The organism is Streptomyces sp. NPDC057877 (genome assembly GCF_042796855.1).
GTDB lineage: Bacteria > Actinomycetota > Actinomycetes > Streptomycetales > Streptomycetaceae > Streptomyces.
The window spans coordinates 516,612-531,151 of sequence record NZ_JBHVMS010000003.1; the positions used below are offsets into that span (position 1 = coordinate 516,612).

Here is a 14,540-nt window from a genome sequence, read left to right on the forward strand (position 1 = left end):
CGTGGTGTTACCGCAGCTCCGCGGGCGGTGTCCGCCGGTCGTCCACCTCGTCGACGCGGACCAGCTCGCCCCAGACGACGTACCGGTACCGGCTGGTGTAGATCGGCGTGCAGGTGGTCAGCGTGATGTACTTGCCCGCCTTCTTCCTGCCGGATTCCTTCGGTACGGCGTCCAGGACCCGGACGTTGTACTTCGAGGTCTCGGGCAGGGTGGCGTACACCTTGTAGACGTACCACTTGTCCTTCGTCTCGAAGACGATCGGGTCGCCCTTCCCCAGCTTGTGGATGTTGTGGAACTCCGCGCCGTGACCGTCGCGGTGGGCGGCGAGGGAGAAGTTGCCGTTCTTGTCCGAGGTGGGGAGGGTTGCCTTGACCGGGTCGGTGTAGTACCCGGCGACGCCGTCGTTGAGGACGTCGTTCGAGGTGCCCTTCTTGACGAGGATCTCGTCGCTGTTCATCGCGGGCACGTGCAGGAAGCCGATGCCGTCCTTGGTGTCGAGCCCGACGGGGCCCTCGGGCGCGGCGGAGTCGTCGGACGCGGCCCAGTTGTCGCGGACCTTGTCGCCCTCCTGGTCCGCCTTGCGGTCGGCGACCACATTGGTCCACCACAGGGAGTAGACGACGAAGAGACCGAGCACCAGGCCCGCGGTGATGAGGAGTTCACCGAGGACGCTGACCGCCTTGGCGATCCGGCCGGGACGGCGGCGCCGGGGCGCGGGGGCCGCGGGCTGATCTTGGGGGTCTTCGGTGGTCGCTGCCACTGCTGTCCTCTGCCTCTACTCGACGAGCGCATCCGGCTTTCCCTTGCTGCGCGGGCGTTCTTCGACCATCTTGCCCCAGACGATCATGCGGTACTTGCTGGTGAACTCCGGTGTGCAGGTCGTCAGCGTGATGTAGCGGCCCGGCTCGGTGAAGCCGCCGTCCTTGGGCACGGGGTCGAGCACGCTGATGTTGCTCGGCGAGGTCACCGGCAGGATCGAGGCCATCTTGTAGACGTAGTACGTGTCCTGCGTCTCTACGACGATGGGGTCCCCCGGCGAGAGCTTGTTGATGTACCGGAAGGGCTCGCCATGGGTGTTGCGATGGCCCGCGAGGCCGAAGTTGCCGGTCTTGTCGCCGGGCATCGCGGTCTTCAGCGGCTCCTCGCCGTAGTGGCCGACCATGCCCCGGTCGAGCACCTTCTTGCTGCTGATGCCCTCCGCGATCGGCACCGAGACGTCGAGCTTGGGGATGCGCAGGATGGCGAAGCCCTGCCCCGGCTCGAAGGCCCCGGGCTTGCGCTCGCCGCTCTCCCACTGCTCCTGGAGGTCGCTGGCCTCCTTACCGGCCTGCGCGTGCGCCCGTACGTTGGTCCACCACAGCTGGTAGGTGACGAACAGCAGCATCAGCACGCCGGTGGTGATGAACACCTCACCGATCGCGCGGCTGGCGATGACCCCGGCGCTGGGCTTGCGGGCCCGGGCGAGGCGGCGGGCCTCGACGCGGGAGAGGGGGGCGCCGTCCTGCTTCTGCTCCTCCGGCGGCTGGGCGCCGCCCGCATGACGCCGGTGGCGGCGCTTGGCGGCCTTTCTGCGGGCCGCTCGGCCGCCGGGGGCAGGTGCGGGTGCCGGTGTGGCGGATGAGGCCTCAGAGGCGGATGTGGCCGCCTCGGGAGGGTCGGGTATGCGCAGCGCCACGGTCTCGTCGTCGAGCGGTGGCTCCGGCGCGTACGGCGTCTCCTCGACCGGCACGACCGGTTCGACCGGCACGACCGGTTCGACCGGCACGACCTGCTCGACCGGCACGACCGGCTCGACCGGCTGTTGATACGGCGCCGGGTACGGCTCCTGCGGCGCGGCGGCGTAGGCCCCGGCCTGTGGGTCGTACCACTCCTCGAACGTGCCCGGCTCCCCGTACGACTGCTGCCCGTACGGGGAGTCGGTCTCGCGCTCGGGGCGCAGTGCGGTCACGCCGTGGCCCTGCCCACCACCGGGGCGAGCCCCGCCGATCTGGCGACCGCGCCGTGGTCCCCGCACTCCGTCAGCCAGTTGGCCAGCATCCGGTGGCCGTGCTCGGTCAGCACCGACTCGGGGTGGAACTGCACGCCCTCGACGGGGAGTTCGCGGTGTCTGAGGCCCATGATGATGCCGTCGTGGGTGCGGGCGGTGACCTCCAGCTCGGCCGGGACGGTGGGCGGCTCGGCGGCCAGGGAGTGGTAGCGGGTCGCGGTGAAGGGCGAGGGCAGGCCGGTGAAGACGCCCTTGCCCTCGTGCTCGACCAGCGAGGTCTTGCCGTGCAGCAGCTCGGGCGCGCGGTCCACCACGCCGCCGTAGGCGACCTGCATGGACTGCATGCCGAGGCAGACGCCGAAGACGGGGACGCCGGTCGCCGCGCAGTGCCGGACCATGTCGATGCAGACACCGGCCTGCTCGGGGGCGCCGGGGCCGGGGGACAGCAGCACTCCGTCGAAGCCGTCGTTGGCGTGGGCCGTCGACACCTCGTCGTTGCGCAGTACCTCGCACTCGGCGCCGAGCTGGTAGAGGTACTGGACCAGGTTGAAGACGAAGCTGTCGTAGTTGTCCACGACGAGAATGCGCGCGCTCACTGGTTGTCCACCGTCACATCGTTGAAGGGAAGCAGCGGTTCGGCCCACGGGAAGACGTACTGGAAGAGGACGTAGACCACGGCCAGGACCAGTACGAGTGAAACCAGGGCTTTCACCCAGCCGTTTCCCGGCAGATGCCGCCAGATCCAGCCGTACATGCCGTCCCTTCCGTCGCACCACGGCACCACACTCACGCCGTACCGCACCAGACTAACGGCGCAGCGCCCGAGGTTTCCCGGCCTCCACGGGCTGTGTGGAGTCCAGATGCGCCCAGACGATCAGCCGGTGGCTGTGGCCCCACTCCGGTTCACAGGTGGTCAGCGTGAGATACCGGCCCGGCCGCTGGTACCCCGACTTGCGGGGCACGGGATCGATCACCGCGACATCGGTGGGCACCGTCTTGTACGGCCCCTGGTCGATCCGGTACGTGAACCAGGTCGTGCCGTCGGTCAGCACCACCGCGTCGCCGCGGCGCAGCCGGGGGAAGTCCTTGAAGGGGTCGCCGTGGGTGCGGCGATGGCCCGCGACGGAGAAGTTGCCCTTCTGCCCGAGCTGGGCGGTACCGGCGTAGTGGCCGAGCCCCTTCTTCAGGGTGGCGGTGTCGGTGCCTTCGAGCACGGGCTTGTTCCACGTGAAACCAAGACGCGGGATGTACATGATCGCGAAGGGCTTGCCCTGCCGGTACGGCTCCGGCTCGGGTGGGCTGGTGGCGCCGGGTGCGGGGGGCCGCTGCACTACGGCTCCCTGGGCCCACTGTTCCTGGAGCAGCTCGATCTGGTCGTCCATGGCCGAGTCGGCTTTCACACCGGTCCAGAACAGGACATAGCCGACGAACAGCACGATGATCGCGCCCACGGTGATACACAGCTCGCTGACGGTTCTGACGATCAAGCGCACCGGCACCGGCCCCCAGCCGCTACTGCTCCAACGGCTCCGCGTACTGCAAATCCACTGTGCCCGAGTAGCCGGGAAGAGTCACCGCCCCGTCGTCCTCCACTTTCCAGCCGAGGCCGTAGACATTGACGTACACCATGTAGTTCTGGATCGCCGGAGACGCCGCGAGCGCGTCCTTCAGCTTCCCCGGGTCGCCCACGGCGGTGATCTTGTACGGCGGTGAGTAGACGCGGCCCTGGAGGATCAGGGTGTTGCCGACGCAGCGTACGGCGCTGGTGCTGATCAGCCGCTGGTCCATGACCTTGATGCCCTGGGCGCCGCCCTCCCACAGGGCGTTCACCACGGCCTGGAGGTCCTGCTGGTGGATGACGAGATAGTCGGGCTCGGGCTCGGGGTAGCCGGGGAGCTTGGCGGTGGCGTTCGGCGGGGCGTCGTCGAGGGTGACGGTGATCGCCTCGCCCTTGAGATTCTCCGTACCGGCGTTCTCCTCCAGGGCGCCGAGCCTTTTCTCGTCCGCCTCGGTGATGCCGGTGTCCCGCTCGCCCAGCGACTCGACGTCGTCGCGCAGGGCCGCGTTGGACTCCTCCAGCTCTCCGTTGTTGTGGCTGCGCTCATGGATCAGGTCGGAGAGCTTCAGCAGGGAGGCGTCCGTGCGGATGTTGGTGCCCTTGGCCGTGTTGAAGCTGGTGAAGAAGATGAGCCCCGCGAGCGCGAAGACGCCCACCGTGAGCACACGGACGGGCCGGAATCCCCCTCTGCGTTCAGGGCTGGATCCGGTGCGGGGGGAGTCGGCAGAATTGCTCAACGTACCCTTATCTCCTTCGGCGCCACGGAAGCACTACGCTAACGGACACCCGGGGGAGCGCTCAGTGTCCCCTTGTACGCTGCCCCGAGCCCGACCCAGTTACCTGCGCGGCCACGCAGCGCATCGACAGGAGAGACCCTCGTGCCGAAGTCACGTATCCGCAAGAAGGCCGACTACACGCCGCCGCCGTCCAAGCAGGCGACCGCGATCAAACTGACCAATCGGGCTTGGGTCGCGCCCGTCATGCTGGCGATGTTCCTGATCGGGCTGGCCTGGATCGTCGTCTTCTATGTGACGGACGGTTCGCTGCCCATCGATTCGCTGGGCAACTGGAACATCGTGGTCGGCTTCGGCTTCATCGCGGCGGGATTCGGCGTCTCGACGCAGTGGAAGTAGCGCGGCGGAACTAGCTCTGCCCAGGGCTATCCGCTGAGTTATCCACAGGTCGGGGGAATTTCCACACCTCACCTGGGGAAAAGACGACGATCTGTGGATAACTCATCGAGGGTTGACGCCGGTACGACTGACACACCGGCTTCGGACGTTCGTTCGACTCACCTGGAGCCCCCTCCTGACCTGCGGAAACACGGGTCGGTGACAGGGGGCACAGTTGTTCTGGCGTGACCACGCACACTGTGCACAAGATCCGGCACAGGCTGTGGACAACGGGACTTCAGCGGGGGTCAACGGGCCTTCGGCGGGGGTCAGCGGGCCTTCAGGTGAGCTGGAGCGTCCGCAGGATTGTCATGCCTACGACTATCAGCAGCACCAGGGCACAGGTCCCGTACTGCACCAGCGCCCGCCGCTCACGCGGGGCGTGCACCATGGCGTAGCCCACGATGACACCGGCGATCAGGCCGCCGATATGGGCCTGCCAGGCGATGTTGAACGACGGGTTGAAGGTGAAGATCAGGTTGATCGCCAGCAGGGCGATCACCGGGCGCATGTCGTACCGGAGGCGGCGCATCAGCACGGCGGTCGCGCCGAAGAGACCGAAGATGGCACCGGAGGCACCGAGCGAGGCCGTGGACGGGGACTCCAGCAGATACGTCAGCGCGCTGCCCGCGAGACCCGAGACCAGGTACAGCGTCAGGTAGCGGGCCCGCCCGAGGGCCGCCTCCAGGGGGCCGCCGAGCCACCACAGGCTGAGCATGTTGAAGGCGATGTGCCAGATCTCCACGTGCGCGAACATCGAGGTGAACAGGCGGTACCACTCGCCCTCCGCGACACCCTCCGTGGGCCCCCAGGGCGCGGGCGGCCACTCACCGATGAGGACGAACTGGTCACGCAGGGACGACGAGGACCGCAGGGCGATGAACACCGCGACGTTGATCACCAGCAGGATCTTGGTCACCAGGCGGGGATCGGCGACCACCGTGCCCCCGGCCAGGGTGCGCGGCCGGGACGCGCTCGGCGCGGCTCCCGAACCGGAGCCTCCGCGGACACATTCGGGGCACTGGAAGCCCACCGAGGCGCTGATCATGCACTCCGGGCAGATGGGACGGTCACAGCGGGTGCAGCGCACGCCGGTCTCGCGGCCCGGGTGCCGATAGCAGGAGGGCACGCTCTGAGCGTCCGGTGAACCGCTTGCGGCCTGCTCCATGAGATCCCCTCTGAGGTCGTCCGGGACTCGTCGCCCGGCACAGTGCCATGCCCCGCCCATCTTTACGGATGAGCGGGGCATTTGGTTCCCAGCGGGACGCTTCGGCCCCGGGCGGGGATGGTCCGGGCTTCCGACCGCCTCGGATGTGCGGGTTCAGGCCCGGCGGCGCAGGCCTGACGGCCTCGGACCTGCTGCCTCACTGACGGCCCCGGACCTGTTGCCTCACAGACGGCTTCAGACCTGCTGCCTTACCTGCGGTCTGAGACCTGCTGCCTTACCTGCGGTCTCAGACCTGGCGGCTCTCGATGACGACCGACTCGATGACGACGTCCTTGAGCGGGCGGTCCGTGCGCGGGTTGGTCTGCGCGGTCGCGATGGTGTCGACCACCTTCTGGCTGGCCGCGTCGGTGACCTCGCCGAAGATGGTGTGCTTGCGGTTCAGCCACGCCGTGGGGGCGACGGTGACGAAGAACTGCGAGCCGTTGGTGCCCGGACCGGCGTTGGCCATCGCCAGCAGGTAGGGCTTGTCGAAGCGCAGGTCCGGGTGGAACTCGTCCTCGAACTGGTATCCGGGGCCACCCGTGCCGTTGCCCAGCGGGTCACCGCCCTGGATCATGAAACCGCTGATCACCCGGTGGAAGACCGTGCCGTCGTAGAGCTTGTCCGTGGACTTCTGGCCGGTGGCCGGGTTGGTCCACTCCCGCTCGCCCTTGGCGAGCTCGACAAAGTTCTTGACCGTCTTCGGCGCGTGCTCCGGGAACAGCCGGACGTCGATGTCGCCGTGGTTGGTCTTCAGGGTGGCGTAGAGCTGCTCAGCCACGATCTGCCTTCCGTTGTCCTCTGTGACCCCCCGATCCTCGCACGACCGGTCGCCCGGAGTCGCCCGCCGCCCGATGACCGACCTCCTTACGGGCGCGTCGCTTGCGGAAAACCGGCCGAGTGGACCCAGGACACGGGCGCGCGGCGACAATCCGTGGCATTGTCGACGACAAGCTCCCGTTGCCCCATATTCATCCGCTATTGCAGTTGATTGTGACCCGGATGCCCGCCCGCGCATGCCCCGTCACCCACCGGCAGGCATGATCCGTAAAAGGGTGGAAAGTCGAAATACCGTACGCCACCGAGGAGGAGGATCCCGTGACCCGCATGGACAGCGTGCGCGCCGCGACCGGCTCGGCAAAGGACAGCGTGCTGCACGCCGCGGAAGTGGTGGCGCCCTACGCCGACACGGCCAAGGACAGGGCCGCACACTACGCACAGGAGGCACGCGTACGGCTCGCGCCCAAGATGACGCAGGCCACCGAACAGGCCCGCCTTCAGTACGAGGCCCATCTCGTCCCCCGGCTGGACCAGGCCCGGTCCCATGTACCGCCGAAGGTCGACCTGGCCGCGCACGAGGCCGCCGCCCGCACCCGAAAGGCGGCCCGGCAGGCCGCCGTCTACTCCAGGCCGAGGATCGAACAGGCGGTGGCCGCGGCCGGGCCCGTCCGCGACGAGGCGGCCTCACGCAGCGCCGCCGCCCTCGCCGCACTGCGCGGTCAGGTCACGCCCAGGGAGATCGAGAAGCTGGTCCGCAAGCACGAGCGCCGGGCCAAGGCCGGACGCGCCGCCAGGGCGCTGCTCGTCCTGGGCGCCCTGGCGGGCGGCGCCTTCGCCGCCTGGAAGTGGTGGGACAAGCAGGCCAACCCCGACTGGCTGGTCGAGCCGCCCGCCGCCACCGAGGTCCCCGAGTCGGGCCGCCTGACGTCTGTCGACGGCAGCGGCCAGTCCGACCTCGACCCCGAGGTCCAGGCCAAGGAGGCCAAGGAGGCCGAGGACGCCACCAACCGCGAAGACCGCGGCTGACGCCCCACAGAAAAGCCCTCCGAACCGCGTTCCCGCAGTTCGGAGGGCTTTTTCCGGTGCTCTGTGGAGCCTAGGGGAGTCGAACCCCTGACATCTGCCATGCAAAGACAGCGCTCTACCAACTGAGCTAAGGCCCCGGAAGGGAAACATCCCGCCGGAAGAACCGCTATCCGGTGGACGCCGCAGACCAGAGTACCGGGTCCTCCCCGGGATCTCGCAAAAGGATTAGGGGTCCCCGCGAACGACCACTCTCCGTAAGATGCTCGGCGTGGTTCGCGGCAGCGAAGCACGTCTTGGGGAAGCGATGGGGAGACGCAATGGACGCCGCACAGCAGGAAGCCACCGCAAGAGCGCGGGAACTGCAGCGGAACTGGTACGGGGAGCCGTTGGGGGCGCTCTTCCGTAAGCTCATAGACGACCTGGGCCTCAACCAGGCTCGTCTTGCGGGGGTACTGGGACTGTCCGCACCGATGTTGTCGCAGCTGATGAGCGGTCAGCGCGCGAAGATCGGCAACCCGGCAGTCGTGCAGCGGGTACAGCTGTTGCAGGAACTGGCCGCGCAGGTCGCCGACGGCAGCGTCAGCGCCGGCGAGGCCACCGACCGCATGGAGGAGATCAAGAAGTCCCAGGGGGGCTCGGTGCTGAACACCACCACGCAGACGACGAACAGCTCGGGGGCGCCCACCGTCAAGCGTGTGGTCCGTGAGATTCAGTCACTGCTGCGCTCGGTCGCCGCCGCGGGCGACATCATCGACGCCGCGGACACCCTCGCCCCGACCCACCCGGAACTGGCAGAGTTCCTCCGGGTCTACGGCGCGGGCCGCACCTCCGACGCGGTCGCGCACTACCAAGCGCACCAGAGCTGAGCCCACGGCCCGGTCGCCGTGGGGGAACGGCCGCCGGGCCTACGCCGGACCCGGCCCCGGACCAGGGTGAATCCGGGGAGACCAGGGGGAGGAGCAGCGCGCAGCGATGGGTGAGGTGTTCGCCGGCCGGTACGAACTGGTCGACCCGATCGGACGCGGAGGCGTCGGCGCCGTCTGGCGCGCCTGGGACCACCGCCGTCGCCGCTATGTGGCCGCGAAGGTCCTTCAGCAGAGCGACGCGCACTCGCTGCTGCGCTTCGTCCGCGAGCAGGCGCTGCGCATCGACCACCCCCATGTGCTCGCGCCCGCCAGCTGGGCCGCCGATGACGACAAGGTCCTGTTCACCATGGACCTGGTGGCCGGTGGTTCGCTGGTCCATCTCGTCGGGGACTACGGCCCCCTGCCACCGCCTTTCGTCTGCACCCTCCTTGACCAACTGCTGGCCGGACTGGCCGCGGTCCACGCGGAAGACGTCGTCCACCGCGACATCAAGCCCGCCAACGTGCTCCTCGAGGCCACCGGCACCGGCCGCCCGCGGCTGCGGCTGTCCGACTTCGGCATCGCGATGCGGCTCGGCGAACCCCGCCTGACCGAGACCAACCTGGTGGTGGGAACCCCCGGCTATCTCGCGCCCGAACAGATGATGGGCCACGAACCGGACTTCCCCGCCGACCTGTTCGCCGTCGGCCTGGTCGCGCTGTACCTCCTGGAGGGTGCCAAGCCGGACGCCAAGGCGCTCATCCAGTACTTCGCGGAACACGGCACCCCGGGCGCGCCCCAGGGCATCCCCGAGCCCCTCTGGCAGGTCGTGGCCACCCTGCTGCAACCGGACCCACAGGCTCGCTTCCGCACCGCCACGGGAGCGCGCAAGGCGCTCGCTGCCGCCGCCGAACTCCTGCCGGAGCCGGGCCCCGACGACGAGCAGATCGAGGTCTTCGACCAACTCGGCCCGCTTCCGGCGGGGTTCGGTCCTGGTGGGCCGCTGAAGAGGGCGCCCGGCGTGGCGCCGGAGCTTGGGGGACGGGCCGGTACGGGGGGCGGTGCTTCTGGTGAGGGGGAGGTGGGCTCCCGGTCGGGGGCGGGGGCCGGGATGGGGACGGGTGTGCCGCCTGGCGCGGGCACCGGTGCAGGTGCCGCGGGTACGGAGGTAGGCGCGGGTCCAGGAGTAGGCAGGAGCCCGGCTTCCGGGGCTGCTCTGGCGGCGGATCCTCGGACTCCCCGGCCGAGCGCTCCCCCTCAGCAGCCTCAGCAGCCTCAGCAGCCTCAGCAGCCTCAGCAGCCTCAGCAGCCGCCGAGTGTGTCGGACACCGGCAGCTTCCACTTGCCGCCACCGCCACCGCGGAACGCTCCCCCCGTCCCTCAGACGCCCACGCCACCGCCGTACGAACCCGCACAGCCCTACTCGCGGATAGAGAGACAGGGACAGGCACAGGCGGAGCAGCGCCTGCCACGCCCGCAGGATCCGTCCTTCCATGCCCATACCCCTCCTCCGCACGCCCCGGCTCACGACCCGACGACACAAGCGATGCGGCATCGCGCTGATGCCTCTACTGCTTCGTACACCGCTCAGGACCCGCAGGTTCCCAATCCGGCGGAACCACTTTCCTGGCCCCCGTCCCGCCCCCAAGCCGACAGCAGGCACCACCCAGACCACCCAGACCGCAAAGAACGCCCAGATCACCTGGCGCACCCAGACCACCTAGACCGCCTAGACCGCCCGGACCGCCGAAACCGCCGCCGAGGCCGTCGCGCCGCCCGCCGCCCCGGCCCGCCCGCCAAGGTGGCGATCCCGCTCCTGCTCCTGGCCCTGGCCTGCTATGCCGTCGGCTTCTGGGCGCTGACCCGCATCTGACGCGAAGGGCCGACTACGCCGAGGCCCCCCGGCGCCGCGCCGTCACCGTCCACACCCCGAGCCCGCCCAGCAACAAGGTCCCGCCTCCGATCCCGCCCACGGCGAGCACCGTCATGGCGACACCGCCCCCGTCGCCCTCCGCACCACCGCCATCGCCGCTACCGCCCACCGCACCGGAGCCACCCCCCGCAACGACCTCGAAAAGCCCCTCCGGCACCGGCTCCCCGGCATAGCCAGGCCCGTCCTGAGCAGCCCCCTCGACCCCCACCCGCAGCGTCAGCCCGAACGGCCCGTCGCCGAAGTCGTCCGCCACCCGGGAGGCGAGGTGCACGGCGAGGTAGTAGGAACCGGCGAACCGCATCCCGCTCACCTCACCGGCGACGGCGTGCCGGTTGGCGTGGTCCACGGGCGGCAGTGGACCGATCGCGGCCGACTTCTGCCTGCCGTTGTAACTGACGCTCCTCTCCTCGACCGGCCCGCGAGCGGGGTTGTAGAGGGAGATGTCCAACGCGCCGATGGAGAAGCCGGAGCCGTCCGGTGCTGCCGCGCTGTCGAGTTCGGCGGTGGCGTGCAGTTGCTGGCCCCAGTCGACAGGCACCTTGTAGAAGATCGTCTGTCCGGGGGCGATCTCGGTGGACCAGGCGCCGTGGCCGATCGCGGTCGCCGTGGCGAAGCCCTCGCCGCCCGCCCGGCGTCCGGTCCGCCCCGTGGGCGGCTCCGGGGAGGCGGAGTCCCATTCCCCGGGCGCCTCGGTGGCCTCGCTGGAGGTCAGTCCCGGCTCGGTGACGGGGGCCAGCTCCAGGTCCCAGACGTCCGACGCCGAGACCGCCGTATCGGTCCGCTCGACCACCACGTAGTACGTCCCCTCGCCCTGGCACCGGGACGAGCCGGAGGACGACACCTCGCGCATGCCCCACACCGCGACCGGGTGCGGGCTGCGGGCGGCGCCGAAGGTCGCGCTGTCGAGAGGGGAGCAGGAGACACCGTCCGCGTCCTGGAGGGAGACCTGGAGCCGGTCGGTGGGCGAGAGTGTGGCGCCGGGGCCGGGTACGGCGGTGGCGGAGACGTACGCGTTCTCGGTGGCGCCGAGTTCGAGTCGGAAGTAGGCCGTCCCGCTGCGGAGCGTGCTCTTGAAGGTCTTGCCGGGCACCAGGAGCGCGGCGTCGGTGGTGCCGGTGGCCGCCGGGACGTCCAGGGCGTCCGGGGCGAAGGCGTATCCGCGCGGTGCGCTGGGGACGGCCGACACGGCCTGCGTAGGCAGCGTCGCGGCGGCACAGAGCGCCACGGCCCCCACGAGGGCCCCACGCGCGCGTGCCGATGAGCTACCACGCCCCGCCCCCGCGCGCCACCGCTGTGTACGTCGACCCATCACGCGCCACCCCTCGTCGTCACCGCGCCCGTTCCGACCGTGGCCCATCCTGCCGCACACGCAAAACCCCGACCGTAGTGACGGCCGGGGTCTGTCTGTTCAGTATCGGATGTCGATGCTCACGAACCCGTGGGCACGGAGTCAGTCGCCTCCGTCCACAGATCCTGCTCGGCGCGATCCGCCTGGATCTGGCGGTACACGAGGAGCCCGCCGATGGCGGCCAGTGCGACCAGGAGAAGCTTCTTCACCGCGCGACCTCGTCTTTCCTTGACGTAGGGGACCTCTGGCGCCCGACTATACACACCGGCCGATATCGGCCGGTGACCTGCGCCGGACCCTCAACTCGGGCCTCCCACCGCGTACATCTCCGCGAATTTCCGGCCCTGCACCCATCCGAGTGGTGTTCATCGGAACATCGACGCGCCACGGGCGCAGGTCCACCACTTCGCGGCCCACATACACATCATGAGGAAAGTACGCAAATCGCCCAACCCGAAAGTGAGGGGCCATGGCCCGCACCAAGGTCATGAAGCTGTGGAACGTCCTCGTCACCGCCTTCATCACGCTGTTCACGGCGCTCGGACTCATCACCACGACCACCGCCGCCGCGGTACCGCAGAGCGAGCCGACGCGCAACAGCGCCGCGGACCACACGCCCCCGACGGCGACACCGGGTACGACGCCCGCCTGGGTCTGGTCCCACGCGAGAGCGCTGCCCCCCACGATGAAGCAGCGCATCCGCGCGGAGGCCCACGGAAAGACCCCGAGCTGCCGCCACCTCCCCGTCCCCGACAGGGACGCGGAAGCCGCCCAGGAGGCCGGACACCCCTGCGAGGACGAGACGGCCCCCGAGGATCCCGAACCAGCGGCATCCCCGCTCCACCGCTGACCCTCCCAGGCCCCTCCTGCCCCACCCGTCACCACCGTCGTCACGGCGATCTTGCGTACAGCACTTCCTGCCACCCTGCACGACGTTCACGACCCGAAGGCCCGGCCCGGCGCACCCCGCCGAAGCCGGGCCGTCGGCATGCGGCCCTCACACCCCTGTACTCCCTCACACCCCTGTGCTCCCTCACCCTCGCGCATTCGATAACACGTTCGATATCGTGAAGAATGAGAAGCTGGAGAAGGAAGCACAGGGAGGTGGACGGCATGACATCCGAAGCATCGACGGTGATGCACGTACGCGGCCCCGACCACCTGCCCGAGGACACCTACCGCCAGTTCCTGGAGCAGCTCGCCGAACTGTCCCCGGTCGTCCAGGCCCTGCCCCCGAGCGCGGCCCTGGTGGAACTGAAGGGCGCGCTGCGCTACCACGGCACGAACGCGCGGGGCCTCGGCGAGATCCTGCGGATTCGCACGGTCTCCCGCCTGGGCGTGGACGTGCGGGTCGGCATCGGCCCGTCCATCACGGTCGCGGCCACCGCTTCCGCCCAGGTCCCGCTCCCCGGCGGCGTCCTCACCGTCTCCCCCGGCGAGGTCACCGACTGGCTCGCCCCGCTGCCCGTCGAGGCCCTGCACGGCATCGGCCCCCGCCAGGCCGAGGCGCTGCGCGACTACGGCATTCACCGCGTCGGCCTGCTCGCCGCCGTGCCCGCGGCCACCGTGCAGCGTCTGCTGGGCGGCCGTGCCGGACGCCTGGCCGCCGACCGCGCGCGTGGCGTCGACCCACGCCCGGTCACGCCCCGCGCGCTGCCCGCCTCCGCGACCGTCACCCACGCCTTCCCCCGCCACACCCTCGACGGCGCCGAGGTCCGCGCGGCGCTCCTCGGCCTGGTGGGTCAGCTGGGCCACGACCTGCGCCACACGCACCAGTCGGCAGGCGCCCTGACCCTCACCCTGCGCTTCCCCGACGGCACCGACTGGACCAAGTCCCGACGCCTCACCCAGCCGTCCGCGCACGACGACGACCTGCGCACCACGGCCTACCGCCTGATCGACGCCGCGGGCCTGCAGCGCGCCCGCGTCACCGCCCTCGCCCTGCGCGCCGACGACCTCCTCGACGCCGCCCGCACCCCCGAGCAGCTCACCCTCGACGACGCCCGCGAGGCCCGCCTGACCGCCGAGGAGACCACCGACCGCATCCGCGAGCGGTTCGGCCCCCACACCATCGGCCCGGCCACGACCTTCCGCCACGCCTCCTGAGCGACGCCGGGGCGCTACCCGACGGTGAGTCCCGGACGGGCATCCGCTCGCCCGTACCCCAAGATCCGCGGCAACACCTCACGCAGGCGCGCCACGTCCTCCACCGGCGCCCGAAGCACGACCTCGATGACGTCGTCCTCCAAGCCCAGTTCGTCCAGCGACGCGGGATCCAAGGTCACCCGCAACACCTCCCGCCCCCACTCCACCGCGCGCACGCAGCCGTAGGCGGTGTCCTGGTCCGGCGTCACGAGGCAGTACGAGTCCATCCCCAGCGCTATCGCCTGCGCATCGGGCTCCCCAAAACCGCACATGAAGTGCAGAGAGAAACCCTCCTCGTCCTCCGACTCGGCCACACCCGCCTGCACGCACGCTTCCTGGTCCGGGTCATCGATCCCCCAGGCGATCCGCGCGATGAACCTGTACGCCATGCACGTTTTCTAACAGACGCCACTGACAACAAAGACCCCCAGCCGATACCGGCTGAGGGTCTTTTCGCTGGTGGGGCTAACAGGATTTGAACCTGTGGCCTCATCCTTATCAGGGATGCGCTCTAACCAACTGAGCTATAGCCCCGCCGC

Annotated in this window: 17 protein-coding genes and 2 tRNA genes; 6 read left to right on the plus strand and 13 right to left on the minus strand. The window is 69.8% G+C overall.

Going from position 1 to position 14,540, the window contains the following annotated elements:
- Positions 1–7: 7 nt before the first annotated feature.
- The 6 genes from ACFVQG_RS10115 to ACFVQG_RS10140 are packed head-to-tail and all read right to left on the minus strand — an operon-like array spanning position 8 to position 4,282.
- Positions 8–760 (minus strand): class E sortase, encoded by a 753-nt coding sequence (locus tag ACFVQG_RS10115; RefSeq protein ID WP_383378983.1) that lies wholly within the window; start codon positions 758–760, stop codon positions 8–10.
- A gap of 15 nt (positions 761–775) precedes the next feature.
- Positions 776–1,948: a class E sortase gene (locus tag ACFVQG_RS10120; RefSeq protein WP_383378985.1), complete on the minus strand. Its 1,173-nt coding sequence runs from the start codon at positions 1,946–1,948 to the stop codon at positions 776–778.
- Positions 1,945–2,583, minus strand: coding sequence for an aminodeoxychorismate/anthranilate synthase component II (locus ACFVQG_RS10125; protein ID WP_383378988.1), 639 nt, complete (start codon positions 2,581–2,583; stop codon positions 1,945–1,947). The genes ACFVQG_RS10120 and ACFVQG_RS10125 overlap by 4 nt, the downstream gene beginning before the upstream one ends.
- Positions 2,580–2,741: a hypothetical protein gene (locus tag ACFVQG_RS10130; protein ID WP_383378991.1), complete on the minus strand. Its 162-nt coding sequence runs from the start codon at positions 2,739–2,741 to the stop codon at positions 2,580–2,582. The genes ACFVQG_RS10125 and ACFVQG_RS10130 overlap by 4 nt, the downstream gene beginning before the upstream one ends.
- A 52-nt stretch (positions 2,742–2,793) precedes the next feature.
- Positions 2,794–3,480 (minus strand): class E sortase, encoded by a 687-nt coding sequence (locus tag ACFVQG_RS10135; RefSeq protein ID WP_383378993.1) that lies wholly within the window; start codon positions 3,478–3,480, stop codon positions 2,794–2,796.
- Between the two features lie 19 nt (positions 3,481–3,499).
- Positions 3,500–4,282, minus strand: coding sequence for a DUF881 domain-containing protein (locus ACFVQG_RS10140; RefSeq protein ID WP_383378996.1), 783 nt, complete (start codon positions 4,280–4,282; stop codon positions 3,500–3,502).
- Positions 4,283–4,423: 141 nt separating this feature from the next.
- Here ACFVQG_RS10140 and crgA point away from each other — a divergent pair, with 141 nt between their 5' ends.
- Positions 4,424–4,678: a cell division protein CrgA gene (crgA, locus tag ACFVQG_RS10145; protein ID WP_383378999.1), complete on the plus strand. Its 255-nt coding sequence runs from the start codon at positions 4,424–4,426 to the stop codon at positions 4,676–4,678.
- 319 nt (positions 4,679–4,997) lie between these two features.
- Here crgA and ACFVQG_RS10150 read toward each other — a convergent pair whose 3' ends face one another.
- Positions 4,998–5,885 (minus strand): rhomboid family intramembrane serine protease, encoded by an 888-nt coding sequence (locus ACFVQG_RS10150; protein ID WP_383379001.1) that lies wholly within the window; start codon positions 5,883–5,885, stop codon positions 4,998–5,000.
- A 286-nt stretch (positions 5,886–6,171) separates the two neighbouring features.
- Entirely contained in the window at positions 6,172–6,705 is a 534-nt protein-coding gene (locus ACFVQG_RS10155; protein WP_383379004.1) for a peptidylprolyl isomerase, read from the minus strand.
- A 317-nt stretch (positions 6,706–7,022) separates the two neighbouring features.
- Between ACFVQG_RS10155 and ACFVQG_RS10160 the strand changes: the two genes are divergently transcribed.
- Entirely contained in the window at positions 7,023–7,730 is a 708-nt protein-coding gene (locus ACFVQG_RS10160; RefSeq protein ID WP_383379008.1) for a DUF5324 family protein, read from the plus strand.
- A gap of 64 nt (positions 7,731–7,794) precedes the next feature.
- On the opposite strand, the gene ACFVQG_RS10165 is transcribed toward ACFVQG_RS10160, so the two are convergent.
- A tRNA-Ala gene (locus ACFVQG_RS10165) sits at positions 7,795–7,867 on the minus strand.
- A gap of 180 nt (positions 7,868–8,047) precedes the next feature.
- Here ACFVQG_RS10165 and ACFVQG_RS10170 point away from each other — a divergent pair.
- Positions 8,048–8,596: a helix-turn-helix domain-containing protein gene (locus ACFVQG_RS10170; RefSeq protein WP_383379011.1), complete on the plus strand. Its 549-nt coding sequence runs from the start codon at positions 8,048–8,050 to the stop codon at positions 8,594–8,596.
- Between the two features lie 106 nt (positions 8,597–8,702).
- Positions 8,703–10,448 carry a serine/threonine-protein kinase gene (locus ACFVQG_RS10175; RefSeq protein WP_383379014.1) on the plus strand — a complete coding sequence of 582 codons (1,746 nt, stop codon included), beginning with the start codon at positions 8,703–8,705 and terminating at the stop codon, positions 10,446–10,448.
- Between the two features lie 13 nt (positions 10,449–10,461).
- Here ACFVQG_RS10175 and ACFVQG_RS10180 read toward each other — a convergent pair whose 3' ends face one another.
- The gene (locus ACFVQG_RS10180; RefSeq protein WP_383379017.1) at positions 10,462–11,733 is read right to left on the minus strand and encodes a hypothetical protein; all 1,272 of its coding nucleotides are present in this window, start codon (positions 11,731–11,733) and stop codon (positions 10,462–10,464) included.
- 203 nt (positions 11,734–11,936) lie between these two features.
- On the minus strand, positions 11,937–12,065 hold the full coding sequence (locus ACFVQG_RS10185; RefSeq protein WP_003999697.1) for a DLW-39 family protein: 129 nt from the start codon (positions 12,063–12,065) through the stop codon (positions 11,937–11,939).
- Positions 12,066–12,325: 260 nt separating this feature from the next.
- Here ACFVQG_RS10185 and ACFVQG_RS10190 point away from each other — a divergent pair, with 260 nt between their 5' ends.
- The gene (locus ACFVQG_RS10190) at positions 12,326–12,706 is read left to right on the plus strand and encodes a DUF6344 domain-containing protein (protein WP_383379019.1); all 381 of its coding nucleotides are present in this window, start codon (positions 12,326–12,328) and stop codon (positions 12,704–12,706) included.
- A gap of 263 nt (positions 12,707–12,969) precedes the next feature.
- The gene (locus tag ACFVQG_RS10195; protein ID WP_383379022.1) at positions 12,970–13,962 is read left to right on the plus strand and encodes a hypothetical protein; all 993 of its coding nucleotides are present in this window, start codon (positions 12,970–12,972) and stop codon (positions 13,960–13,962) included.
- Positions 13,963–13,976: 14 nt separating this feature from the next.
- Here the strand turns inward: ACFVQG_RS10195 and ACFVQG_RS10200 are convergent, their stop codons facing one another.
- Positions 13,977–14,390, minus strand: coding sequence for an Imm10 family immunity protein (locus tag ACFVQG_RS10200; RefSeq protein WP_383379024.1), 414 nt, complete (start codon positions 14,388–14,390; stop codon positions 13,977–13,979).
- Positions 14,391–14,458: 68 nt separating this feature from the next.
- Positions 14,459–14,535, minus strand: a tRNA-Ile gene (locus ACFVQG_RS10205).
- Positions 14,536–14,540 lie beyond the last annotated feature (5 nt).

Coding starts and splice junctions, on each gene's coding strand:
- ACFVQG_RS10130 (WP_383378991.1), bottom strand. CDS start 2,741: ATGTACGGCTGGATCTGGCGGCATCTGCCGGGAAACGGCTGGGTGAAA.
- ACFVQG_RS10150 (WP_383379001.1), bottom strand. CDS start 5,885: ATGGAGCAGGCCGCAAGCGGTTCACCGGACGCTCAGAGCGTGCCCTCC.
- ACFVQG_RS10170 (WP_383379011.1), top strand. CDS start 8,048: ATGGACGCCGCACAGCAGGAAGCCACCGCAAGAGCGCGGGAACTGCAG.
- ACFVQG_RS10175 (WP_383379014.1), top strand. CDS start 8,703: ATGGGTGAGGTGTTCGCCGGCCGGTACGAACTGGTCGACCCGATCGGA.
- ACFVQG_RS10190 (WP_383379019.1), top strand. CDS start 12,326: ATGGCCCGCACCAAGGTCATGAAGCTGTGGAACGTCCTCGTCACCGCC.
- ACFVQG_RS10195 (WP_383379022.1), top strand. CDS start 12,970: ATGACATCCGAAGCATCGACGGTGATGCACGTACGCGGCCCCGACCAC.
- ACFVQG_RS10200 (WP_383379024.1), bottom strand. CDS start 14,390: ATGGCGTACAGGTTCATCGCGCGGATCGCCTGGGGGATCGATGACCCG.